This window comes from Kitasatospora sp. NPDC042419 (assembly GCF_056437345.1).
The window spans coordinates 81,302-104,553 of sequence record NZ_JBWKAW010000011.1 but is presented as its reverse complement, the minus strand read 5'-3'; the positions used below and the strand labels follow the sequence as shown (position 1 = coordinate 104,553).

Below are 23,252 nucleotides of genomic sequence, written 5' to 3'. Positions count from 1 at the left end.
CGCATTCTTCGCCCCGTCGCTGAGCGGCGGGGCGAGGTGCTTCCCCGAGGCTGCTCCGGGCCCGCGTACAGGCCCCGGGCACGGGCTCACAGGCGCGCCTGTGAGCCGGGCGCCGGTCCCGGGCGCCGGGTGCCGGTCCCGGGCGCCGGGTGCCGGTGCCGGATGTCGGTGCGGACGAGGTCGACACATGGACACCGGCCGCGCCCTCCCCGAACGACGACGTCGGCTCCCGAGACCACCAACGGGTCTCGGGAGCCGACGTCACGCACTGGCCGGGAGCGGTCAGGCCGTGGCAGCGGCCTTCGCACCGGCCTGGGCCGGGACGGCGGCCGCGGGGGCGTCCGCGTAGAGGTCGCCGGTGGGGTTGTTGTAGGCCGCCAGGTCGAGGGTCTTCTCGCGGGCGGCGACCACGATCGGCACGAGGGCCTGGCCGGCGACGTTGGTCGCGGTGCGGATCATGTCGAGGATCGGGTCGATCGCCAGCAGCAGGCCGACACCCTCCAGCGGGAGGCCCAGCGTCGACAGGGTCAGGGTCAGCATCACGATCGCGCCGGTCAGACCGGCCGTGGCGGCCGAGCCGATGACCGAGACGAAGGCGATCAGCAGGTAGTCCTTGATGCCGAGGTCGATGCCGTACACCTGGGCGACGAAGATCGCGGCCAGCGACGGGTAGATCGCGGCGCAGCCGTCCATCTTGGTGGTGGCGCCGAACGGCACCGCGAACGAGGCGTACTCGCTCGGCACGCCGAGGCGCTCGGTGACCCGGCGGGTGACCGGCAGGGTGCCGACCGAGGAGCGGGAGACGAAGGCCAGCTGGATCGCGGGCCAGGCGCCCTTGAAGAAGTTCAGCGGGTTGAGGCCGGCGGCGAACTTCAGCAGCAGGGAGTAGACGACGAACAGCACCAGCGCGCAGCCGACGTAGATGTCGACCGTCAGGGCGGTGAAGGGCTTCAGCAGGTCCCAGCCGTACTTGGCGACGGACTTGCCGATCAGGCCGAGGGTGCCGAGCGGGGAGAGCCGGATGACCCACCACAGGGCGGTCTGGACCAGCTCCAGGACGGACTCGCTGAGCTTGAGGACCGGCTCGGCCTTGGCACCGAGCTTGAGGATGGCCGCACCGGCCACGACCGCCAGGAAGACGATCTGCAGGACCTCGACCTCGGTGAACGCGGTCACGATGTTGGTCGGGAAGATCCCGGTCAGGAAGTCGATCCAGCTGCCGGTGGACTTCGGCGGCTTGAGGCCCTCGGTCTTGAGGTTGGTGCCCTCGCCGGGGTTGGTCAGCAGGCCGAGGCCGAGGCCGATGGCCACCGCGATCAGCGAGGTGATCAGGAACCAGAGCAGCGTGCGCACGGCCAGGCGGGCCGCGTTGGTGACGTTGCGGAGGTTGGCGACGCTCACCAGGATCGCGGTGAAGACCAGCGGGGGGACGGCGAGCTTCAGCAGCTGGACGAAGATCTTGCCGATGGTCTCCAGGGTGGTGGCCAGCCAGGAGATGTCGGCCGCGCGGGCCAGGTAGCCGAGGCCGATGCCGAGCACGAGGCCGGCGACGATCTGGACCCAGAAGGGGGTCTTGCGGATTCTGGCGAGCACGGACGGCGACGAGGTCGCCTCGGGCGCTGTGGACATGACGGTGCGGCTCCGGGGGAGGCGTTGCTGACGGTGAGGCGGGGCGGGAAAGGCGACACGGCGCGCGGGCCGGGCGGGGAGGTCCGGCCCCGATCAGGGGCGTGCCGCCGAAATACAGCTCATGGCGCGACAACGGCGCGGGCTGTCCACAGCACCGGTCAGACGGCACCCGCGGGCGGCGCCGGGCTGCGAGCCCAGGCCGTGCATCCGGAGTGCGTCTGAGGTGGTCATGGCCGATACGTTAGCAGTAAAGGTTTGAGATGTTCAAAGTAGTTGTTTGAGTTCCGGACACCCCCGTTCGCGGAGCCCCGGCGGAGTCCGGACACGAACGAAGCTGACGCACCATCAGATCACCTCGTCGCTCCGATTGACCGCTCGGCGGTTATACGTATAACTTGGGTGGCGCCCCCGCCCACCCAAGACGCCCAGACCGGAGAACCCCGCCCATGGGCTACCTCGCCCTGCTCCGCGCCCCGCACGTCGGCCGACTGCTCTTCGGCACCCTGCTAGGCCGCCTCCCGGCCGGCATGACCGCCCTGGTGATCGCACTCGCCCTGCGCGACGCCGGCGCGCCGTACAGCCGGATCGGGCTGGCCACCGCCGCGTACGCGATCGCGGCGGCGGTCGGCGGGCCGGTGCTCGGCCGGATCGTGGACCGGACGGGGCAGCCGCGCGTCCTGCTCGCCTCCGCCGTGGTCGCCGGCGGCGGGTACACGCTGCTCGCACTGGCTCCCGGCTCGGCGTGGGCGGCGCCGGTCGGTGCCGCGATCGCCGGCCTGGCCATGCCGCCGCTCGAACCCTGCCTGCGCTCGCTCTGGCCCGACGTCGTCGAGGAGGAGCAGCTCGACACCGCGTACGCCTTCGACTCCGCCTCCCAGCAGATCCTCTACGTCGCCGGTCCGCTCGCGGTGGCCGGGATCGCGGGCGCGGTCAGCCCGGTCGCGGCGCTCTGGGTGGCGGCCGGGCTGGGGCTGCTCGGAGCCCTGGTCGTGGCCACCACCGGACCGGCCCGGGCCTGGCAGGCCCCGCCGCGCGAACACTCGGCGGGCCTGCTCGGACCGCTCCGCTCGCCCGGACTGGTGCTGCTGCTGGTCGGCCTGGCCGGCGCCGGCTGGGCCGTCGGCGCACAGAACGTGCTCTTCATCGCGTACGCGGAGGCCCACGAGACGGACGGGCTGCCGGGCGGTGCGGGCACCCTGCTGGCGCTGGCCGCGCTCGGCGGACTGCTCGGTGCGCTCGCCTACGGCGCCGTGAAGTGGCGCAGCACCACCGCCACGCGCACCTGGCTGATGGCGGTAGGCATGGCCGTCTCCTATCTCCCGCTGCTGCTGGTCCCGGGGCCGGCCGCGATGGCCGGGCTGGCGTTCGTCTCGGGGATCGCGCTGGCTCCGCTGCTGGCGGCGGCGTTCGTCCTGGTCGCCGAGCTGGCCCCGGTCGGCACCGTGACCGAGGCCTTCGCCTGGCTGGTCACGCTCTTCGCGACCGGCAACTCGCTCGGCTACGCGGTCTCCGGCCACCTCGCCGAGGGGTCGCTGCGGTCGGTGGCGCTCTGTGCGGCGGGCGGGATCGGCCTGGGCGGGCTGCTGCTGTTCGGCGCCCGCCGCTGGTTCCGGCCGGCTCCCGCCGCCGCGACGGCGGCCGACCGGCCGCTGTCGGCCGAGCCGGCGCCCGCCGCGCCGGTACCGGTGGGCTGAGCCCACCCCGAATACGTGGCTGCGTCCGTCGGGCCGGTGGTCTGGCCGTCGGGCGCAGCCACTCACGCATGTCCTCGTGCGGACGGTCGGCTGTCGCGGCCGCGGCCTCCCCGGGTGCCCCTTCCCCGGTGATCGGCACGATCGGCCGGCCGGTGCCGAGGGCGGCGGAGAGGATGCCGGTCAGGCGCCCGTACCGCCACCGGCGTCGGGCAGCCCACCGCCGTGGCTCGGCGGGCACGCCGGACGGGCCGGGTCGGACGGCTCCGGCGAGTGCGTCGGCGAGCGGTGCGTCGGCGAGCGGTGCGTCGGCGAGAGGCCCGTCAGCCCGATCCGCCGGGCGCGGTGGAGGAGCGCAGCACCAGCGCGGTGGCGAGCGGCGCCACCGGTGCGACCGGCTCGCCGCGGAGCAGTCCGGCGAGCGCCGCGACACCGGCCCGCCCCAGTTCCTCGCCCGGCAGGTCGACGGTGGTGAGCGGAGGCGCGAGCAGCGCGGCCACCGGGACGTTGTCGATACCGACCACCGAGAGGTCGGCGGGCACCCGCAGGCCGAGCTCGGCGGCGGCCTGGTAGACCCCGGAGGCGACCACGTCGTCGTCGCAGATCACCGCGTGCGGGCGGGCCGGGTGCGCCAGCAGCCGGTGGGCGGCGACGCGTGCCGCGGACTGCCCCTCGTTCAGGCTGACGCCCAGTTCGAGCACGTCGAGGCCGAACGAGCGGACGGCCTCCTCGAACGCGGCCTGGCGGACCCGGAAGGTGTAGGCGGAGTGGGTGGAACGGAGCCGGCCGATCCGGCGGTGGCCGAGTGCGGCGAGGTGCTCGACGGCGGCCCGCATGCCGCCGGCCACGTCCAGCTCGATGGTCGGACGGGCCCGGTCGGTGCCCGGGTCGGCGTCCAGGAAGACGGCGGGGGTGTCGGCGGGGAGCTCGCCGAGCTGGCTGTCGTCCGGCGAACAGATCAGCAGTCCGTCGAACCGGCTGGTGGTGGCGGCCTCGGCGAGGGTCGCGCTCCCCCAGCCCGAACTCACCACGACGGCCAGGCCGTGCCGGCCCGCCTCCTCGTGGACGCCCTCCAGCACCCGTCCGAAGAACGGGCCGAGGATGTTCGGCACGGCCAGCAGGATCATGCCGCTGCGGCCCAGGCGCAGCTGGCGCCCGGCGGCCTGCGGCCGGTAGCCGAGGCTGCGGGCGGCCTCGCGGACCCGTTCCCGGGTGGCTTCGGAGACCCGGCGGCCGGCCTCGGAGCCGGAGAACACCAGCGAGACGGTGGCCTGGGAGACCCCGGCGAGGCGTGCCACGTCCCGCCCGGTGGGCCGTCGGACGGGGGCCGGCCAGGTCCCGGCCGCATGCCCGGTGCCCTCGGCCGCGGGCTCCGGCGCCGCGGCCGCGGATCCGGCTCCCGGTCCGGCGGCGTCACCGGGCACCGCGGCACCGGGCACGGCGGCACCGGGCGCGGCGTCGCCGGACTCGGCAGGGCTGGACTCGGCAGGGCTGGAACGGGGCACGGCGGCGGCGCGGGTCAGCTCTGCGCGGAGGCGGCCGAAGCGGAGGCGGCCGAAGCGGAGGCGGCCGAAGCGGAGGCGGCCGCCGAACGGGCGGCGTCGTCCGCGGCGTCCTCCTCCTCGTTCTGCGCGGCGATCCGCTGGGCCGTCCGCGAGCGGATGCCGTCCACCCTGCCGGAGATCTCGGCCGACATCTCGTCACGCTGCTTGTGCAGCAGCACGTAGCTGAGCGGCGCCGAGACGACCGCGGCCAGCAGGAACAGGAAGACCGTGCCCGACTGGCCCTTGACCGGGATCACCTGGAAGTGCCCCAGAAGCAGGGCTGCCAGCAGGCAGCCGAGGAAGATGGAGACCCGCATGGAGGTGTAGCGGAGCGTGGCGTGCGACTTCTTGCTCACAGTGCTGCTCACCGGGGACACGTCCTTCTCTGCGCGGGGCTGGGCCGGTCTCCCAGTGAAGCATGCCCGGACGGCCCGGCGGGGAACGGGTCCGCCGTCCCCCGCCGGGAGGCGTTGCGGCGGGGGTGCGGTCAGCGCAGGTCGAGCCACATGGTGACGTCGTCGCGGTCGTCGCCGGGCGCGACCCGGATGGTGCCGGGGACCCGGCCGACCTCGACGTAGCCGCTGCGCCCGTAGAACGCCTCCAGGCCGAGTCCGCCGCGCACGTGCAGCCGCAGGCCGACCAGGCCCCAGTCCCGGGCGGTCCGTTCGGCCTCGGCCAGCAGCGCCGCGCCGTAGCCGTGCCCCTGCAGTTCGGGGTGGACCATCACCCGGGAGAGCACCCGCCAGTGCTCCATCAGTCCGAAGCGCATCGACTCGAAGACCAGCAGGCCGGCCAGTCGGCCCGTCGCGGACTCGTGGGCGATCAGCAGGCGGTCCGGCCCGGCCGGTGCGATCCCGGCGAACTGCTTCTCCGCGGTGATCCAGACCTCGTCCTCGGTGACCGGGGGGACGAAGCCCACCGCGCCGCCGGCGTTGCTGGCGTCGGTCCACAGCCGGGTGATCCCGGCCCGCAGACCGGGGTCGAGGTCGGGGTCGAGGGTGAAGGTGAGCGCCATGGACACACAGCCTAGGCGCCCCTTACGACAGAGCCGGAGCGATCCGTTCCGGACCGGCCTTCCGGAGCGCCAGGCAGAGGACGACGGCGATCGCGCAGAGCCCGCCGGCCGCGTACCAGGCGAGGTCGTAGTCGCCGAGCGCGTCCCGGGAGAACCCGGCCAGTCCGGCCACCACGGCCGCGCCGATCTGGTGGCAGGCGAGCACCCAGCCGAAGACGATCGGCGCGTCGGCGCCGAAGTGGCGGCGGCAGAGTGCGACGGTCGGCGGCACGGTGGCCACCCAGTCCAGCCCGTAGAAGATCACGAAGGCCAGGATCGGCGGCTCCAGCGAGCCGGCGAACAGCTGCGGCAGCAGGAGCAGCGAGACTCCGCGCAGCGCGTAGTAGACGACCAGCAGCCGGCCGGAGTCGAAGCGGTCGGTGAACCAGCCGCTGGCGATGGTGCCGACCACGTCGAAGATACCGATCAGCGCCAGCAGGCTCGCCGCGGTGGTGACCGGCAGGCCGTGGTCGTGGGCGGCCGGGATGAAGTGGGTGCCGACCAGCCCGGCGGTGGTCGCGCCGCAGATCGCGAAGGAGGAGGCCAGCAGCCAGAACGCCCGGCTGCGGGAGGCCGTGCGGAGCACCCGGAGCGAACGGGCCAGCGCCCGCCCGTCGGCCGGCGGGGCCGGCGGTTCCTCGGTCGCCCCGTACGGGAGCAGGCCCACGTCGGCGGGCCGCTCGCGCATCAGCAGCAGCACCGGGACGGCGACCGCGGTCGCGGCCAGCGAGACCACCACGACGGCCGAGCGCCAGCCGTGCTGCTCGACCAGCCAGGCGCCGACCGGCAGGAAGACCAGGTTGCCCGCCGCGCCGGCGGCCGTCAGCACCCCGGTGACCAGCCCCTGGCGGGCCTGGAACCAGCGGCCGGTGATCGTGGTGGCGAACGCACCGGCCATCGAGCCGCTGCCGAGGCCCACCAGCACGCCCCAGCAGAGCACCAGTTGCCAGGGTTCGCGCATCAGCATGGTCAGTCCCGCGCCGACCGAGATGGTCAGCAGCGCGCAGACCACCACCAGCCGGACGCCGAACCGGTCCATCAGGGCGGCGGCGAACGGGGCGGTGAGGCCGTAGAGGGTGAGGTTGACCGAAGTGGCGCTGGATATCGTGCCCATCGACCAGCCGAACTCGTGGTGCAGCGCGTCCATCATCAGGCTGGGCGTGGAGCGGAATCCGGCCGAGCCGAGGAGCACCAGCAGCGCGACGGCGGCCACCACCCAGGCGTAGTGCAGCCGGGGCGCGCGGGTGGGGGCGGGGCCGGTCGGGGCGGGTCTGACAGGGGCGTGCGGTTCGTTCACCCGGCAGAGTCTCCCGAAGGGAGCCGGTGGGCGGCGAGGGGCGGAGCTGCCAGCTTTCGTCGGTATCGGGCCAACCGGGGACGGGAACCGGCCGACCGGAACCCGGCGTTCGGCGGGCGGACCCGGTGGCCGGAAACGACCGCCCACGGCGGGCGGATCGGATGGCGGCGGGCCGCACGCACCCCGAGCACGGCACGGCCGACCGCCATCCAACCTCGACGCACGGGCCCTGAACCCGCGCAGCACCCTCCGCACTCGCCAAGGAGCCAGCGCACGACCGGCAGACTGCGGCCCCCCTGCTGACACGATCCCCCTGGACAGCAGCACCACAGCGGCGTTCGGGTGTTCCCTCGGCGTCCCCTCGCAACGAAGAGCTGCACCCAAGCGTGATCAGTCGGATACGTCACGTCAATGGGTTGTCCGAAATTCGGAATGGTTGCGTCAGGTTTCGGCCCGGCGATCACCGGGCCGCCGGCACGGCCCCGGGACCGGCCCCGATCCCGGCCGGACACCCGGCACCGGCCCGCGCGCCGACCCCGGCACCGGCACCGGCTCCGGCTCCGGGCCCCGGTGAGTACCCGTCACTGCGCCAGCGCGGCCCAGTCCACGGCGGCCAACGGCTCCATCGGCCGGGCGTCCGGGCTGATCTCGCACCAGACCCGCTTGCCCGCACCGTCCGGGTACCAGCCCCAGCGGTCGCAGAGCAGCTCGACCAGCTCCAGGCCGCGCCCGTTGGTGGCGTCCACGTCCGGCCCGGCGTGCCGGGGCGCGGGCGCGGCCTGGCTGGCGTCGGCGACCTCGACCCGCAGCGGGCCGACCGTCGCCGACTCGCGCACCCCGAGGGCCGGTGCGACCCCGCCCGGGCCGTCGCCCATCGGGCCGCCACCGATCGGGAAGCAGAGCCGCAGCACGGCCGGACAGCCGGTGTGCACCACCGCGTTGGTCACCAGCTCGGAGACCACCAGCACGACCGTCTCGGCGATCGGCGCGTCCGGGTCCACGCCGTGGTTGAGCAGCCGCGAGCGCACCCACCGACGGGCCCGGCCGACCTCGGCGGGGTCCGCCTGCACCGCCAGCTGTACCTGTAGAACCTGCACTGCTCCACCACCTGCACTCGCAGTTCGGCCATCGTCCCGGCCGGGCCTGATCGCCCGGCCTGCCCGGGCACTCACCGGGCCGCCGTCCGTCGGGCCACCGCCCATCGGGCCGCCGCACGTCACACCGGGTACGGCGCACCCGCGTCACCTCGTCCGTCGCGCACTGGCCGCGACACGAATACGCCTCAGGATGATTCGGCGGACCGGCGGCAGCAAGCGCTTCGGGCATATTCCAGCGATCGGGGGACAGGGCAGGGCATACTGTCCCGCTCACTCTGGCGAGCCTCGGACCGGCGATCGCCCGGCCCGGGCCGACCGGCCGAGGACGCAGAGGTGAACCTACCGCCGTCCGCCCCCGCCGCCGCACCCGCCACTCGCGAACCACCCGTGCAACATATGTCCAGCCGCCTTCGAACAGGTCCCGGACCGGGCGGCCGGATCGACGGCAGATCCCACGATCGACGATCCGAAGCCGGCTCCTCCGTTCTTCACGGATTCCCTCCACCGCCCGAACGGCGCGGGATACCGTGGGGCGGGTCAGCGGTCCGTACGGCAGGAGGGGTGGTGACCGATGGCCACCACCGACGGCGCCCCGCGCTGGGACGAACAGCTCCAGCGGCGCCTGGCCCGCGGCGAGGAGACCGCGCTGGGCGAGCTCTACGACCAACTCGCCCCGATGGTCCACGGGTTGGCGGGCCGGATACTCGCCGACCAGTCCGCCGCCGCCCAGCTCACCCGGGAGATATTCGCCCACGTCTGGGAGCACCCCGAGTCCTTCGACCCGGCCCGCGGCTCGCTCCGCTCCTGGCTCGGCGCACTGACCCACCGCCGGGCGGTGGACCGGCTGCGGGCCCGCCGCGCGGCCGAGGCCGGACCGGTCGGCCCCGGCGAGGACGGCGCCGCCGAGGAGGAGATCCGCACGGTGGCCACCGCCGCCCGGGTCCAGTACGTGGTCGCCTCCCTGCCGCAGCCGCTGCGTGAGACGATCGCGGAGTCGTACTACGACGGCCGCACCTACCAGGAGACCGCCCGCCGGCTCGGCATCAGCGAACAGACCGCCAAGCAGCGGATGCGGCTCGGCCTGGAACTGCTGGCCACCGAACTCGAAGAGGAACGCGCCCGCCACCGGGGCGCCCCGGCGCCCGGGAAACCCGACCGGGAACCCGACCGGAGGCACGGCGGGAAGCACGACGGGGCGGACGGCCGGACGGACGACCGGGGATGCGGCAGCGGAGAGCGGACGGAGGGCGGGGGGACGTGACGATCACCGACGATCAGCACGAGGCCCTGCGCTCCCTGCTCGGCGCCTGGGCCCTCGGCGCCGTCCCGCTCCCCGAGGCCGCCGAGCTGGAACAGCACCTCCGGGCCTGCCCGGACTGCGCCGCCGAGGCGGCCCGGCTGCGCGAGGCGGCCGGATGGCTCGGCGTCGACGAGCCCCTCGACCAGCCCGGCCCGCTGCGCCAGCAGGTGCTCGACTGGTGCCTCGCCCGGCGCCCGGCCGACCTGCCCGTCCCGGCCTGGGGCGCGCCCTACACCGCCGAGACCGCCAAGCTCGACGCACTGCTCCGCGACCTCGGCCCGGAGGAGTGGCAGGAGGTGGCCGAACTCCCGTGGCACGGCGGGACGGAGTACCTGCGGCCGGCCGAGGTGCTCTGCCACCTCGCCGCCGTGGACGGCTACCTGGCCGTCGCCCTCGGCCTGCCCGACCCCGTCCCGGGCGGCGCCGCACCGGCCGCCGCCCGGCGGGTGCCGCCGCAGGAGGCCGCCCCGCCGCTCCCCCGGGTGCCCGCGCAGGGCGGCCCGCGCTGGGCCGGGATCACCGAACGGACCGCCCGGCTGACCGCCGAGCAGGCCGGCCAGCCGCCGCAGCGGGTCCGCGCCCGGTGGCGCCGGCACTGCCACGAACTGGTCCGTTCCGCCGCGCTCGCCCCGCAGGGCAACACCCCGGTCGACTTCGGCTTCGCGACCGTCCCGCTCCGGGACGCCTTCGTCGACCGGGCCTTCGAGTGCTACGTGCACGGCGAGGACGTCGCCCGGGCCGTCGCCTACCCGTACGCCCCGCCGGCCCCGCAGCACCTGCGGCAGATGATCGACCTGGCCGTCCGGATGCTGCCGCCGGCGCTGGCCGGGCAGCGCGCGGCCCGGCCCGAACACGCCGGGGCGACGGCCGGCACGTCCGACGCGCGCCCGGAGGGGCGGGCCGACGGCGGGCGGACCGGCCGCCGGGTCCGGCTGGTGATCGACGGCCCGGCCGCCGGCGAGTGGCTGATACCGCTGGACGGCCCGGAGTACGGCCCGCCCGCGGGCGAGCCGGTGGCGTCCCTGGTGCTGGACGGGCTGGAGTTCTGCCAGCTGGCCGCCGCGCACCGCGATCCGGACCGGGTGCCGGTCGGCGAGCACGGCGACCGGGCCGCGATCCGCGAGGTGCTGCGCGCGACACCGCTGCTCTCCCGGCCCTAGGGCCGACCGGCCGACCGGCCGACGTCAGGCGGTCGGTCACGCGGTCAGCCGGTCAGGCATCAGGCATCAGGCATCAGGCGAAGACGACGGTGCGCGTCCCGTTCAGCAGCACCCGGCGCTCGCTGTGCCACTTCACCGCACGGGCCAGCGCCTGGCACTCGACGTCCCGGCCGAGCGCGACCAGCTGGTCCGGGGTGACGTCGTGGGTCACCCGGGCCACCTCCTGCTCGATGATCGGGCCCTCGTCGAGGTCGGCGGTGACGTAGTGCGCGGTGGCGCCGATCAGCTTCACGCCCCGGGCGTGCGCCTGGTGGTACGGCTTGGCGCCCTTGAAGCTCGGCAGGAAGGAGTGGTGGATGTTGATCACCTTGCCGGAGAGCTCGGTGCAGAGGCGGTCCGAGAGCACCTGCATGTAGCGGGCGAGCACGACCAGCTCGACGTCCTCCTTGGCGACCAGGTCCAGCAGCTGCTGCTCGGCGTCGTCCTTGGTGTCCCGGGTGACCGGGATGTGGTGGAACGGGATGCCGTAGCCCTCGGTGAGGTCCCGGAAGTCGGTGTGGTTGGAGACCACCGCGGCGATCTCCACCGGCAGCGCGCCGATCCGGGTGCGGAACAGCAGGTCGTTGAGGCAGTGCCCGAACTTGCTGACCATCAGGACGATCCGCAGCTTCTCGTCGCTGGGGTGGATCTGCCAGTCCATCCCGAACGAGGCGCCGATCGCGGCGAAGCTGGCCCGGAGCTTGTCGGCGGTCACCGGCTCGACAGCGGAGAAGTGCACCCGCATGAAGAACAGCCCGCTGTCCCCGTCACCGAACTGCTGGCTGTCGATGATGTTGCACCCGGTCATGAAGAGGTAGCTGGAGACCGCGTGGACGATGCCCTGCTTGTCGGGGCAGGACAGCGTGAGGACGTACTGGGCGCTGGCCGGCTGCTGTTCCACGGTGGTGGTATCCCGTCCTGAGGTCGTGCTGGCGTGAATGGTCCAGCGTTTCACACTCCGGGACGGGCCCGGCCCGGCTGCCCGCACTCCGGGACGGAGCCCGGGGCGGGCCGCCGGGGCCCGGTCTCAGACCTGGGTCAGGATCCGCAGCACGTCCAGCGAGCGCGGCGGGGCGTCCGGGTCCTCACCGTCGTTGACCGCCAGCTTGACGTGCGCCTCGCGGGCCGCCCGGACCGCCTCCGGCCAGCCGTGGTGCGCCAGGTATGCGGAGGCCGGGGCGTCCGCGCCGACCTGGTGCAGGATCCCCACCGCCCGCAGCACCGCGACGTCGACCAGCGCGGCCTCGGCGGAGTCCCGGAAGATCGTGCCGACGTACTTCTCCGCCGACCAGCGGTCCAGCCAGGTGTCCTCGACCAGCCGGTAGACGGCGTCGGTCACGTCGCCGTACCCCTCGCGGCCGGCCAGCCAGGTCCCCTGCTGGAACCCGGGGTCGGAGAGCATGTGCAGCGCCGAGCGCAGCCGGGCGCGCCAGCGCCACCAGGGCAGGTCGTTGAGCGACATGCCGCCCATCGTGCTGGAGCGGTGGCCCGGACGAGAAGGGTTTCGGGCAGACCGATACGAAGAATCTGTGCTGGCGGACATGGACAACGATCGTACGTTCCCTCACCGTTCGTACTCCACTCCCGATCTACACGCGTCCGTGCCCGGAGTTCTGTCGCCGTTTCCCGGCCGTTCGCTTTTAGGCCCTCTCGGCTTGCGGCGCCGGGGATTGGCTGGTGCCCGTGCGCAGTACGGCGCCCAGGGAGGGAAGACCGATGACCAGCCGAAGGGGCTCGTCCCAGGACATGCACCCGAACGCGGGACGGCGCCGCCGGCGCCCGATCGCTGCCGCCGCCACCGCCGCGGCGCTGCTCCCAACCCTCTTCTCGGCCTCCGCGTGCGGCGGACCGGCCGACGCCGCCACCGGCAGCGGCGACCTCACCGTGATGACGTGGGCCCCGTCCGGAACCGGCTCCGCCGACCGGCCCGGGATGACCGCGCTGGCCGAGGCGATCGGCCGGGACGTCAACGTCAAGGGCGGCCTCAACGGCCGCCGGCTCCGCGTGATCACCTGCAACGAGCACAACAGCTCCGACGGCGCCAAGGCCTGCGCGCAGCAGGCGGTGGACGCCAAGGCGGTCGCGGTGATCGGCTCCTACAGCCAGTACGGCGACGACTTCATGCCCACCCTGGAGCGGGCCGGCATCCCGCTGATCGGCGGCTACGGACTCTCCCAGCCGGAGTTCAGCAGCCCGCTCTCCTACCCCGTGGGCGGCGGCATGCCCGCCCTGATCGGCGGCAGCGGCCGCCAGCTGGTGGAGGCCGGCTGCAAGGCGGTCGCCCTGATCCGGCCGGACACCCCGGCCGGCGACAACCTGCTCGGGTACCTGGGCAACGCGCTCAAGCCCGCCGGCATCAAGCTGCTGGACGTCAAGGCCCCGGAGAAGTCCAACGACTACTCCCCGGCCGTCCGCAAGGCCGTCGGCGCCGACCAGGCGGGCAACTGCGTCACCAGCGCGCTGGGCGCCGAGCCGACCGGCAACCTGCTCGACGCCTTCCGCCGGACCGGCTCGAAGAACACCCGGATCGCCTCGGTGATCGGGAGCGTGCAGCAGTCGGTGGTGGACTCCACCGGCGGTGACACCGGGCCGCTGGCCGGGGCCTTCGTGACCGGGTGGTTCCCGCCGGAGTCGGCCAAGATCTGGGACGGGCTGCGTGCGGTGATCCGCGCCGACAGCGCCGCAGGCAAGACCATCGACGCCGCCGACCCCGGGGTGCAGACCACCTGGGTCGCCTACCAGGTGTTCCAGCAGGTCTCCGATCGGCTGACCGCGGCCGGCCGGCCGATCGGGAGCAAGACCGTCTCCTCGCTGCTGGACAGCGGCGAGCAGATCGACGTCGGTCTCACCCCGCCGCTGAACTGGGGCACCACCAACATGCTGCCGAGCACCGAGTCGCCCCGGCTGGTGAACACCTGGGTCACCTACCAGGTGGTCAAGGGCGGGCAGATGACCCTCCAGCGGCCCGGCTTCGTCGACGTGCGCTGGGTCCTCACCGGGGGCAAGCCGCCGGCCTGACGCACCCCGACCGCCGCCGCGCCGGAGGGCCCGACCGACAGGTCCGGGCCCTCCGGCGTACCCGGGCACCCCGGTCCCCGCCCCGACCGCCGCCCCGACCGCCGCCCCGGCCCACCGTCCGGCCGGCCGCCGCCGCGCCCCCGGCCGTCGGCCCGGAGCTCGCCTCAGAGGTCGCCGTCGGTGCGGGTGGGCAGGCCGGTCTGGCCGGCGATGGCGTTCCAGAGCCCGGACGCCTGCTTCTTGGCGTTGGTGGCCGTCCCGCTGGCCTGCACGGCGTTCTTGTAGTGCTGGTTGTCGGTCTTCTTCGGCTCGCAGCCGCCCTGCGCGTCCCCGGCCCAGGCCGCGTACTCGTCGTCCGCGCTCGCCGAGGCCGTCCAGGCCGCGTTGAGCTGCTCGACCAGCTGCTGCCCGGAGGGCAGCTTGTCCGTCTTCAGCGTGGCCAGCTTGGTCTGCAGCTCCCGGCGCTGGCCCGCGGCGGCGGTGAGCGCCTGCTGCGACTCGGGCAGCTTCTCGCACTTCTGCACCGAGCCGACCGCGCCGACCACCGCCTGGCGGCTGTCGTTGGCGGTGCCCAGCAGGTCGGAGAGCGCCTGCGCCTGGGCCTTGACCTCGGGGCTGACGGTGGCCGTCGACGCGCCCGCGGTCGGGGTGGCGGCGGGCGTGCCGCTGCCGGTCACCGCGGCAGGAGCGGCCTTCGGCTCCTGGCCGTCCGGCTCGTCCTTGTCCATCAGCACGGCGACCAGCACCGCCGCCGCCAGGCAGCCGGCCACCACGCCGCCGACGACCAGCTTGGTGGACGAACGCCCGCCGCGGCCGCCCCGGCCCGCCGGGACCGCCTGGGTCGGGTACTCCTGCCCCGGGTACTCCTGGGCGGCCGGCGGGTAGCCCTGGTAGCCCTGCTCGGGCGGGCGGAAGGCCTGCGTGGGCTGGGCCGTGAAACCGGGCTGGGCGGCCGGGTGGCCACCGCCCTGCGGCTGCGGGCCGCCGGCCGGGTACGGCGGCAGGTACTGGGTCGCCGGCGCCGGGTCGGCCTGCGGCGCGCCGGGGTAGCCGGGCTGCGGTGCACCGCCCCAGGTGCCCTGCTGGGCCGGGATGGCCTGGGTCGGCAGCGCGCTGTCACCGAGGTACTCCGGCTGCCCGGAGGGCTGGGCCGGCGGCTGCACCGGCTGCGGGTGACCCGCCTGCGGGTGACCCGCAGGCGGGCCCGGCTGCACCGGGGGCTGCCCCTGCGGCTGCCCCTGCTGCTGGCCGGGCTCCGGGCGGAACAGGTCGTCCAGGTTGAAGTCACCCGAGTTGGGGTACGAGCGGCGCTGGCTCAACGCGATTCCTCACCTGTGCACGACCGCGCGCTGACGGCGGACCACATCTCGTCGGTTCTTGGGAGCATCACAGTTCCTTGGACGTCGCGCCCACGCTACCGGTTCGACGAACCGGCCGACCACGTGGGCGGTCCATCCCTCACCGACCCTGCACGCGCCCCGCCGACCCCCCGCTCAGGCGGCCTCCGCCTCGGCGCGGGCCTGGAACTCGCGGACCACCCGCTGCTCCCGGAACGGCTCCAGCCTGCGCCGGAACTCGTCCAGGTACTCCACGCCCCGGTTGGACCGCAGCCCGCTCAGCAGCCGGACCGCCTGGGCCCCGGTCTCGCAGGCCCGCTCGACGTCCCGCTGCTGGAGCTGCGCCGTCGCCAGCAGCACGAGGTCCACCGCGCGGCGCCGGACCCGGGTCGGCGGGTGCAGGTCGAGCGCCCGGCGGGCGTAGTGCTCGGCCTGGCCGGCCTGTTCGAGGTCCCGGTGGCAGTGGGCCAGTTCGTCCGCGAGGTAGGCGTCGTCGAAGTGGACGATCCAGTCCGGGTCGTCCTCCGGGCGGCGCTTCTCCATCATCTCCAGCGCCTTGGCGGCCACCGCCTCGCAGGCCCGGGCGTCGCCGAGCAGCGCGTGCCCGCGCGCCTCGGCCGCGTAGAACATCGCCATCGCCGTCGGGGTGGCCACCGAACGGGCGCCCTCCTGCGCGGCGCGGGCGAGCTGGGCGATCTCCCGCGGGTTGCCGAGGGTCGCCGCCAGGTGGCTCATCGACGCCGCCAGCACGTACCCGCCGTAGCCGCGGTCGTCGGCGGCCTGGGCCAGCCGCAGCGCCTGGATGTAGTACCGCTGCGCCAGGCCCGGTTGACCGGTGTCCACCGCCATGTAGCCGGCCAGCTCCGTCAGCCGTGCCACGGCCGCGAAGAGTTGACGTCCGATCTCCTCGCGGTAGGCGCCGCCGAGCAGCCCGGAGACCACGCTGTTGAGGTAGTGCACCACCACGGGGCGGACGTGCCCGCTGCCGAACCGGTGGTCCAGGTCGACCAGCATCGCGGTGGTCGCCTTGATGGCCGCGACGTCGGTCGGGCCGACCCGCGTGCCGCCGGTCCGCGCCACCACCGGGTCGGGCGGCGTGATCAGCCAGTCCCGGCTGGGCTCGACCAGGGCGGAGGCCGCCACCGTCGCCCCGGTCAGGAAGTCCCGGCGGCCGACGTCGCTGCGCCACAGCTCGCAGACCTGCTCCAGTGCGGCGCCCAGTGTCGGCGCGAACTGCAGCCCGATCCCGGAGCTGAGGTTCTTGCCGTCGGCCATGCCGATCTCCTCGACCGACACGCTCCGCCCCAGCTTGCGGCCGAGCGCCTCGGCGATCACCGCCGGTGCCTGCCCGCGCGGTTGCTGGCCGCGGAGCCAGCGCGCGACGGAGGTCTTGTCGTACCGCAGGTCCAGACCGTGCTCGGCCCCGCAGAGGTTGACCCTCCGTGCCAGACCGGCGTTGGAGCAGCTGGCCTCCTGGATCAGCTGCTGCAGACGCTCGTTGGGCTGTCGTGCGACAAGTGGTCTCGCGGCCATTGGCTTCGCCTCCCCACACCCTCCGGTCCGGCCGGCGGGCGACGCTTTCTGCTGATCTCTGTTGCCGACTGTCCGACCGTCCAAGGAATCTGACACCAGGTTAGCGATCAGCAACGCCAGCGGGATACCCACGGTGACGATCCCCACCCCCCGCGCGCCCGGGATAATGCTCCCGTGCGCCCCCACTGCGCCCACCTCGCCTCCCCCCGGCGCTCTCCAACACGGTTCGCCTCACCGGTTCGGGTGAATTGACGCCGCGCGGCGGACCGTCCGGCACCGGACCGTAACCAGCCTCACGCACGGTAGTTGAGCAGCCCGTGGAAGACATCCCCGACTCCCCCGACCAGGGCGGCAACGCCGGACTGCCCCCGCTGCTCATCGAAGCCGTCGGCTACGCCGAGAACCGTCACTGGGAGGTCGCCCCGGGCGCCTGGCTGATCGACGGTGACGGCCCGGCCCGCTGCTCCTGCGCGGAGCCGCGCTGCCCGCTGCCCGGCGCCCATCCGGTCGACTCGGACTGGGCGCGCAAGGCGAGCGCCGGGCCGGGGGCGGTGCGGCGCTGGTGGACGGAGCGCCCGGAGTCGTCGATCCTGCTGCCGACCGGGCGGTCCTTCGACGTGCTGGACGTGCCGGAGGTGGCGGGCTGCCTGGCGCTGGCCCGGATGGAGCGGATGGGCCTCCAGCTCGGCCCGGTGGTCGTCGCCCCGGCCGCGTCGGGCCGGTCGGGTCGGCGGTTGCACTTCCTGGTCCTGCCCGGCGTCGCGGCCAAGCTGCCGGAGATGCTCCGCAAACTCGGCTGGCCGCCCGGCCGGCTGGACCTGGTGGCCCGCGGCGAGGGCGACTGGACGGTGGCCCCGCCGTCCCGGGTCGGTCCGACCGGGTTCGCCCAGTGGGCCCGCTCACCCTCCGCGCTCAACCGCTGGCTGCCGGACGCCGCCGAGCTGATCAGCCCGCTGGCGTACGCGTGCGGACGCGAGGCCCCCTCGCTGCCGGACCGCTCCGCCCAGCCGGCGGCGGTCCGCTGATCCGGCCCGGTCCGCGGTGCCGGCCCGCCGTGCCGAACCTCCGGGCCGGGCCGCTGAGCCGCTCGGCCGAGTCCTCGGCCGGCCGCCCCTGAACGGCCGCCCTACGCCTATCGGGTGAGGGCGCGCAGTGCGCGAGACCCCGCGCGCGAGTGACGGGCCTTGTCTCCCACCGGAGACGGGGCCCGTCATACCCATGTCCGGATAAGGCTTCCGTGTACCCGCTGGTCAACGGGCGAAGCCGCTCGTACGAGTGACAACGCTCAAGGATTGCCATGATCGGCCGAGGGGAGGAATTCCAGCGTGAGGGGCCGCCGGAAGGGTCGCTCGGACGGGGAAGCCGGGCGAGGCGGGACGGGAGGGACGGAGGGGAACGGGAGGGAGGGCGGGGGCCGTGTCACCGGCCGGGTTCGGGGAGGCCGGTGGCACGGGGACAGGGAGGGACGGGGAGGGGCGAGCAGGGCCCGGTGCACGGGGCACCGGGCCCTGTCGGCCGTCCCGGCGCCGGGGCCCCGTCAGGACTGCGCGGTCGAGGCCGTCCGACCGGGGGCCACCCCGTCGGGGCCGCACGACCAGGGCCGCACGGCCAAGGCGCCGCACGACCAGGGCTGCGCGACCAGGGCCGCACGACCAGTGCTGCGTGATCAGTGCTACGTGATCAGGGCTGTGCGACGAACACGTGCGCCGCGATCTCCTTGCCCAGCTCCGCCGCGTTCTCGCCGGTGCCCACCAGCACCCCGCCGACCCCGGCGGTGACCCGCACCGTCGAGCCCGGCCGGACGCCGGCCCGGCGCAGCGTGCGCATGAGTTCGCCGTCCGTCTGGAGCGGCTCGCCGATCCGGCGGACGACCACGCTGGCCCCGTCCTCCCCGGGCTTCACCGAGTCCAGCGGGACGAGCCCGGCGTCGAAGCCCTCGCCCTCGGCCTTGGCGTCGCCCAGCTCGTCCAGGCCCGGGATCGGGTTGCCGTACGGGGACTGGGTGGGGTGGCCGAGCATGGCGAGCACCTTGCGCTCGACCGTCTCGCTCATCACGTGCTCCCAGCGGCAGGCCTCCTCGTGCACCTGCTCCCACTCCAGGCCGATCACGTCGACCAGCAGGCACTCGGCGATGCGGTGCTTGCGCATCACGCGCACCGCGAGCCGGCGCCCCTCCTCGGTGAGTTCGAGGTGACGGTCGCCCGCGACCTGGAGCAGTCCGTCGCGCTCCATCCGGCCGACCGTCTGGCTGACGGTGGGGCCGCTCTGCTCCAGGCGCTCGGCGATCCGGGCGCGCATCGGGGTGATGCCCTCCTCCTCCAGTTCCAGGATGGTGCGAAGGTACATCTCAGTGGTGTCGATCAGCCCAGACATCGCCGCTGGCTCCGTTCTTCGGTGTCCTCACCGCCAATTCTGACGTACCGCACGGACAACCGGGCCCGCGCAAGGCTCCGGGCGCGGGTTTTCGTCGCTGTTGACAGCGGCACCGGTGAGGCAGCACGGTGCTCGCCGTAGCTTTCTCCACCGGCGGTCTGGACCACCAGGGCCGCCCCACCCGGCCGGGTCCCCCACCGGCAGAGAGCGAAGGCAGCAGATGAGCGACCTGGTCGGCCGGTACTTCGACGCCGCGATCACCCACCTCCAGCGGGTCCGGGCCGAGGAGGCGGACGGCATCGAGGCGGCCGCCGCACTGCTGGCCGAGGCGATCTCCGAGGGGCGCAGAATCTTCACCTTCGGCGCGGGCCACTCCTCGCTGGCGGCCCAGGACGTGGTCTACCGGGCCGGCGGGCTGGTCCCCTTCAACCTCCTGGAGGTCCCCGGGATGGCCGGGGTGACGGTGATGCCCGCACCGCTCTCCAGCGCGCTGGAGCGGGTCTCCGGGCTGGCCACCACCACGCTGGACCTGACCCCCGCCACCGCCGGTGACCTGCTCTTCGTGATCTCGCTGTCCGGCCGCCAGGTGATGCCGGTCGAGCTGGCGCAGCACGCCCGCGGCCGGGGCCTGCGGGTGATCGGGGTCACCTCGCTCGCCTACCCCGGGGAGGTCCCCTCGGCGCACCCGTCCGGCACCTACCTGAAGGACCACTGCGACGTCGTCCTCGACAACAAGATCGCGGTGGGCGACGGCGAGCTGACCCACCCGGGCGCCGAGACCACCTTCGGCCCGGTCTCCACCATCGTCACCAGTGCCCTGATGCAGGCCGTGGTCGCGTCGGCGGTCGGCCGGCTGGCCGACGCGGCGGCGGCCGGCGACGGCGCGGCGCCGCCGCTGTTCCGCTCCGGCAACGTGCCCGGCGGCACCGAGTGGAACGCCAAGCAGATGGCCGACAACACCGACCGGATCTTCTACACCTACTGAGCCCGGGGCCCCGGTCCTCGTGCCCCGGCCGCCCCTCCGGGGGGATGAAGCGCGGCCGCGGACGCGGGCGCGGAGCGCGGGTGCGGGCGCCCGGGCCGGGCGTCCCGCGGCGGCGCCGCCGGGCCGGGCACCGATATACGGGACAAACTCCGGCGGTTTCCCGGCCAAAGCGGACGGACCGGGGGCGGCCGAGGCGTACCGGGCCGCCCGCCGGGGCAGGACAGCGTGCGACCGGAGCGACTGGTGGGGGCCGAGGATGGCGTCGGGTGCGGGTCCAATGGGCTGGGTGCGGGAGCGCGAGCTGCTGCCCGAACTGTTCTGGGCCGCCGACTCGGCCTCCCAGCAGGGGCAGCGGCGGGCCGTCCGGCTCTCCGCCTGGGAGCTGGTGCTGCTGGTCTCCGCCGCCGCGGCCGGCTCCGCCGACGGCGGTCTCTGGGCCTGGTTCGCGGCCGCCGCCTACCTCGGCGCGATCTGTCTCGCCGTGGTGATCAGCCGGCAGAACCCGCAGGGCCTCTGGTACGAGGGCCGGGCCGCCGCCGAGTCGGTGAAGACCCTCGCCTGGAAGTTCGCCGTCCGCGCCGACGCCTTCCAGCCGCCGCCGCGCAGCCTGCCGGACGCCGAGGGCCTCTACGGCTTCCAGCTGGGCCGGGTGCTGAACGCCTTCCGGGGCAGCCGCGCGGTCGGTGCCGGCCTCGGCACCCGGCCCGCCGACACCCAGATCACCGAGGCGATGCGCGGGCTGCGGGCCCAGCCGCTGGCGGTCCGCCGGGACGTCTACCTGCGCGAGCGGATCCGGGTGCAGCACGACTGGTACCGGTCGAAGGCGCGCTACTGCGCCCGGGCCGGCTTCTGGACCGGCGTGCTGGGCGTGGTGCTGCCGCTGCTCGGCCTGGTGCTGGCGGCGCTGCGGGCGATGGGCGAGTTCTCCTACGACGCGCTCGGCACCGTCTCGGCCGTCGCCGCCTCGGTCGCCGCCTGGGCGCAGTTGCGCCAGTACCGGCCGCTGGCCGCCGCGTACGGCCTGGCCGCCCACGAGCTGGAGCTGATCAGCAGTCAGCTCACGCGCCTGGACGTCGGTTCGGCCGATGCCGAGGAGCTCTGGGCCCGGCTGGCCCGGGACGCCGAGGACGCCGTGTCCCGCGAGCACACGACCTGGCAGGCCCGCCGCGAGGTCCGCGGCACGACCGACCGGGACCACTGACCGGGCCGCCGGCCGGGCCCCGACCGGGCCCGCCGGGCGGATCCACCGACCGGGCGCACCGGCCGAACGGCCGGGCCCCGAGAGCCGAGGAGGTCGCACGTGGCGCTACGGATGGTCAAGGCGGCGGACGGCCGCGCACTGGCGGTCGACACCCACGGCGACCCGCGCGGCCGCCCGGTGTTCCTGCTGCACGGCATGCCCGGCAGCCGGGTCGGCCCGCACCCGCGCAGCACCGTCCTGTACCGGCTCGGCGTCCGGCTGGTCTCCTTCGACCGGCCCGGCTACGGCGACTCCACCCGGCTGCCCGGCCGCCGGGTGGCCGCCGCGGCCGCGGACGTCCGGACCATCGCGGACGACCTCGGCATCGACGCCTTCGCGGTGCTCGGGCGCTCCGGGGGCGGGCCGCACGCGCTGGCCTGCGCGGCGCTGCTGCCCGGGCGGGTCACCCGGGCCGCCGTCCTGGTCGGCCTGGCGCCCCGGGACGCCGCCGGCCTCGACTGGTACGGCGGGATGACGCCGTCCAACGTCCGGGCGTACCGGGAGGCCGAGCGCGGGCACGACCGGATCGCGGCCGGCATGCTGTTCCGCTCGCAGCAGATCAGGGCCGACCCGGTCAGCCTGCTCAAGGGCCTGCGGCCCGAACTCCCGCCCACCGACCGGGAGGTGGTGGCCGACACCGGGCTGCGGCGGATGCTGCAGAGCAACTACCGGGAGGCGTTCCGGCACGGCGCCGACGGCTGGATCGACGACGTGCTGGCGTTCACCGCCGGCTGGGGCTTCGACGTCGGGGACGTCGCCGTGCCGACCTGGCTCTGGCACGGCGCCGACGACCAGTTCTCCCCCGTCGACCACTCCCGCTGGCTGGCCGACCACATCCCGGGCGCCGAGCTGTTCCTGGAGCCCGGTGCCGCCCACTTCGGCGCCTTCCGGGTGATGGCCACCGCCCTGAGCTGGGCGGCGGCGGGCTAGCGGCCGACCGGGGTGCCCGGGCCGACCGGGGTGACGGGGGCGGCGCCGGCCAGGACGGCGAGGACGTTGTCGACCGCGAGGCCGCCCATCGCCTGCCGGGTGCGGACGGTGGCACTGCCGAGGTGCGGGGCGAGCACGGCGCGTTCCTGGGCGAGCAGCGCGGGCGGGACGGCCGGCTCGTGCTCGAAGTTGTCGACGGCGGCGGCGAACAGCGCCCCGGAGTCCAGGGCGGCGGCGAGCGCCTCCTCGTCGACGACGCCGGCGGTCATCGACACCACCACCGCGCCGGGCGGCAGCAGGGCCAGCCGGCGGGCGTCCAGCAGGTGCCGGGTGGCGTCGCTGAGCGGGCAGGTGACCACCAGCACGGTGGAGGCCGCGAGCAGGTCGTCCAGCGGCAGCCACTCGGCGCCCTCGGCCTGCTCGGGCGGCAGCGGGCGGCGGTTGTGGTAGCCGACCGGCATGTCGAACGCACGGGCCCGGCGGGCGACCGCCTGCCCGATCCGGCCCATGCCGAGGACGCCCAGCGGGGTGCCGGCCAGCTCCAGGCCGAGCATGAAGTTGGGCGCCCAGGCCCACGGGCCGCCGGAGCGCAGCAGGCGTTCGCCCTCGCCGAGCCGGCGGGTGGCGGCCAGCAGCAGCGCCCACGCCATGTCGGCGGTGGCGGCGGTGAGCACGCCGGGGGTGTTGGTCACCAGGACGCCGCGCGCGGCGCAGGCGGCGAGGTCGACGTTGTGGTGCCCGACCGCGTGGTTGGCCACGATCCGCAGGCCGGGGCCTGCCGCGTCGAGGAGTTCGGCGTCCACCACGTCGTCCAGGGTGGTGATCACGGCGGTCCGGCCGCGGACGGCGGCCAGCAACTCGGCGCGCGGCAGCGGCAGGTCGGAGTCGTGCACGGTGGCCGCGTGGTGCGCGGTGAGCCGTTCGACGACGCCGGGTGCGAGGCGGCGGGTGACCAGGACCGGGGGCAGCTCGTTCATCAGGCCCGAAGCATACGCGGCGGGTGCGTACGCGGCATGCGGCAGCCC

General features: G+C 74.8%; 20 protein-coding genes. 8 read left to right on the top strand and 12 right to left on the bottom strand.

From position 1 onward, the window contains the following. Nucleotides 1-282 precede the first annotated feature (282 nt). On the bottom strand, nucleotides 283-1,629 hold the full coding sequence (locus AC067J_RS21745) for a dicarboxylate/amino acid:cation symporter (protein ID WP_478301566.1): 1,347 nt from the start codon (nucleotides 1,627-1,629) through the stop codon (nucleotides 283-285). 446 nt (nucleotides 1,630-2,075) lie between these two features. Between AC067J_RS21745 and AC067J_RS21740 the strand changes: the two genes are divergently transcribed. Beyond that, the gene (locus tag AC067J_RS21740) at nucleotides 2,076-3,323 is read left to right on the top strand and encodes an MFS transporter (protein WP_478301564.1); all 1,248 of its coding nucleotides are present in this window, start codon (nucleotides 2,076-2,078) and stop codon (nucleotides 3,321-3,323) included. A 320-nt stretch (nucleotides 3,324-3,643) separates the two neighbouring features. Here the strand turns inward: AC067J_RS21740 and AC067J_RS21735 are convergent, their stop codons facing one another. The 5 genes from AC067J_RS21735 to AC067J_RS21715 form a co-directional block, all read right to left on the bottom strand. Next, a complete protein-coding gene (locus AC067J_RS21735) occupies nucleotides 3,644-4,618 on the bottom strand; it encodes a LacI family DNA-binding transcriptional regulator (RefSeq protein WP_478301562.1) in 975 nt (324 codons plus the stop codon). Between the two features lie 221 nt (nucleotides 4,619-4,839). After that, on the bottom strand, nucleotides 4,840-5,232 hold the full coding sequence (locus AC067J_RS21730; RefSeq protein WP_478301560.1) for a DUF4229 domain-containing protein: 393 nt from the start codon (nucleotides 5,230-5,232) through the stop codon (nucleotides 4,840-4,842). 119 nt (nucleotides 5,233-5,351) lie between these two features. Further along, a complete protein-coding gene (locus AC067J_RS21725) occupies nucleotides 5,352-5,879 on the bottom strand; it encodes an N-acetyltransferase family protein (RefSeq protein WP_478301558.1) in 528 nt (175 codons plus the stop codon). Nucleotides 5,880-5,901: 22 nt separating this feature from the next. Beyond that, nucleotides 5,902-7,215 carry an MFS transporter gene (locus tag AC067J_RS21720; RefSeq protein WP_478301556.1) on the bottom strand — a complete coding sequence of 438 codons (1,314 nt, stop codon included), beginning with the start codon at nucleotides 7,213-7,215 and terminating at the stop codon, nucleotides 5,902-5,904. Between the two features lie 581 nt (nucleotides 7,216-7,796). Next, nucleotides 7,797-8,312, bottom strand: coding sequence for an ATP-binding protein (locus AC067J_RS21715; RefSeq protein ID WP_478301554.1), 516 nt, complete (start codon nucleotides 8,310-8,312; stop codon nucleotides 7,797-7,799). Nucleotides 8,313-8,883: 571 nt separating this feature from the next. Here AC067J_RS21715 and AC067J_RS21710 point away from each other — a divergent pair. Continuing rightward, the gene (locus AC067J_RS21710) at nucleotides 8,884-9,573 is read left to right on the top strand and encodes a sigma-70 family RNA polymerase sigma factor (protein WP_478301552.1); all 690 of its coding nucleotides are present in this window, start codon (nucleotides 8,884-8,886) and stop codon (nucleotides 9,571-9,573) included. Then, the gene (locus AC067J_RS21705; protein WP_478301550.1) at nucleotides 9,570-10,772 is read left to right on the top strand and encodes a zf-HC2 domain-containing protein; all 1,203 of its coding nucleotides are present in this window, start codon (nucleotides 9,570-9,572) and stop codon (nucleotides 10,770-10,772) included. The genes AC067J_RS21710 and AC067J_RS21705 overlap by 4 nt, the downstream gene beginning before the upstream one ends. Before the next feature lie 73 nt (nucleotides 10,773-10,845). Here the strand turns inward: AC067J_RS21705 and purU are convergent, their stop codons facing one another. Beyond that, nucleotides 10,846-11,712, bottom strand: coding sequence for a formyltetrahydrofolate deformylase (gene purU, locus AC067J_RS21700; RefSeq protein WP_478301548.1), 867 nt, complete (start codon nucleotides 11,710-11,712; stop codon nucleotides 10,846-10,848). 126 nt (nucleotides 11,713-11,838) lie between these two features. Next, nucleotides 11,839-12,282 carry an SCO4402 family protein gene (locus tag AC067J_RS21695; RefSeq protein ID WP_478301546.1) on the bottom strand — a complete coding sequence of 148 codons (444 nt, stop codon included), beginning with the start codon at nucleotides 12,280-12,282 and terminating at the stop codon, nucleotides 11,839-11,841. Between the two features lie 245 nt (nucleotides 12,283-12,527). Here AC067J_RS21695 and AC067J_RS21690 point away from each other — a divergent pair, with 245 nt between their 5' ends. Beyond that, nucleotides 12,528-13,829, top strand: coding sequence for an ABC transporter substrate-binding protein (locus tag AC067J_RS21690; RefSeq protein WP_478301544.1), 1,302 nt, complete (start codon nucleotides 12,528-12,530; stop codon nucleotides 13,827-13,829). A gap of 164 nt (nucleotides 13,830-13,993) precedes the next feature. Here the strand turns inward: AC067J_RS21690 and AC067J_RS21685 are convergent, their stop codons facing one another. Further along, the gene (locus AC067J_RS21685) at nucleotides 13,994-15,148 is read right to left on the bottom strand and encodes a hypothetical protein (protein WP_478301542.1); all 1,155 of its coding nucleotides are present in this window, start codon (nucleotides 15,146-15,148) and stop codon (nucleotides 13,994-13,996) included. A 174-nt stretch (nucleotides 15,149-15,322) separates the two neighbouring features. Then, complete coding sequence (locus AC067J_RS21680; RefSeq protein ID WP_478301540.1) at nucleotides 15,323-16,699, bottom strand: transcriptional regulator; 1,377 nt, start codon at nucleotides 16,697-16,699, stop codon at nucleotides 15,323-15,325. Nucleotides 16,700-17,016: 317 nt separating this feature from the next. On the opposite strand from AC067J_RS21680, the gene AC067J_RS21675 reads away from it, so the two are divergent. After that, the gene (locus AC067J_RS21675) at nucleotides 17,017-17,724 is read left to right on the top strand and encodes a bifunctional DNA primase/polymerase (RefSeq protein ID WP_478301539.1); all 708 of its coding nucleotides are present in this window, start codon (nucleotides 17,017-17,019) and stop codon (nucleotides 17,722-17,724) included. Nucleotides 17,725-18,379: 655 nt separating this feature from the next. On the opposite strand, the gene AC067J_RS21670 is transcribed toward AC067J_RS21675, so the two are convergent. After that, the gene (locus AC067J_RS21670) at nucleotides 18,380-19,072 is read right to left on the bottom strand and encodes an iron-dependent transcriptional repressor DtxR (protein WP_478301537.1); all 693 of its coding nucleotides are present in this window, start codon (nucleotides 19,070-19,072) and stop codon (nucleotides 18,380-18,382) included. Nucleotides 19,073-19,292: 220 nt separating this feature from the next. Between AC067J_RS21670 and AC067J_RS21665 the strand changes: the two genes are divergently transcribed. The 3 genes from AC067J_RS21665 (at nucleotide 19,293) to AC067J_RS21655 (ending at nucleotide 22,227) form a co-directional block, all read left to right on the top strand. After that, nucleotides 19,293-20,057: an SIS domain-containing protein gene (locus tag AC067J_RS21665; protein ID WP_478301535.1), complete on the top strand. Its 765-nt coding sequence runs from the start codon at nucleotides 19,293-19,295 to the stop codon at nucleotides 20,055-20,057. A gap of 286 nt (nucleotides 20,058-20,343) precedes the next feature. Next, nucleotides 20,344-21,258, top strand: a complete 915-nt coding sequence (locus tag AC067J_RS21660) for a DUF4231 domain-containing protein (RefSeq protein WP_478301533.1) — start codon at nucleotides 20,344-20,346, stop codon at nucleotides 21,256-21,258. A 111-nt stretch (nucleotides 21,259-21,369) separates the two neighbouring features. After that, nucleotides 21,370-22,227: an alpha/beta fold hydrolase gene (locus AC067J_RS21655; protein WP_478301806.1), complete on the top strand. Its 858-nt coding sequence runs from the start codon at nucleotides 21,370-21,372 to the stop codon at nucleotides 22,225-22,227. Here AC067J_RS21655 and AC067J_RS21650 read toward each other — a convergent pair. Continuing rightward, complete coding sequence (locus AC067J_RS21650) at nucleotides 22,224-23,204, bottom strand: 2-hydroxyacid dehydrogenase (protein WP_478301531.1); 981 nt, start codon at nucleotides 23,202-23,204, stop codon at nucleotides 22,224-22,226. The two genes, AC067J_RS21655 and AC067J_RS21650, sit on opposite strands and share 4 nt — an antisense overlap. Nucleotides 23,205-23,252: the final 48 nt, after the last annotated feature.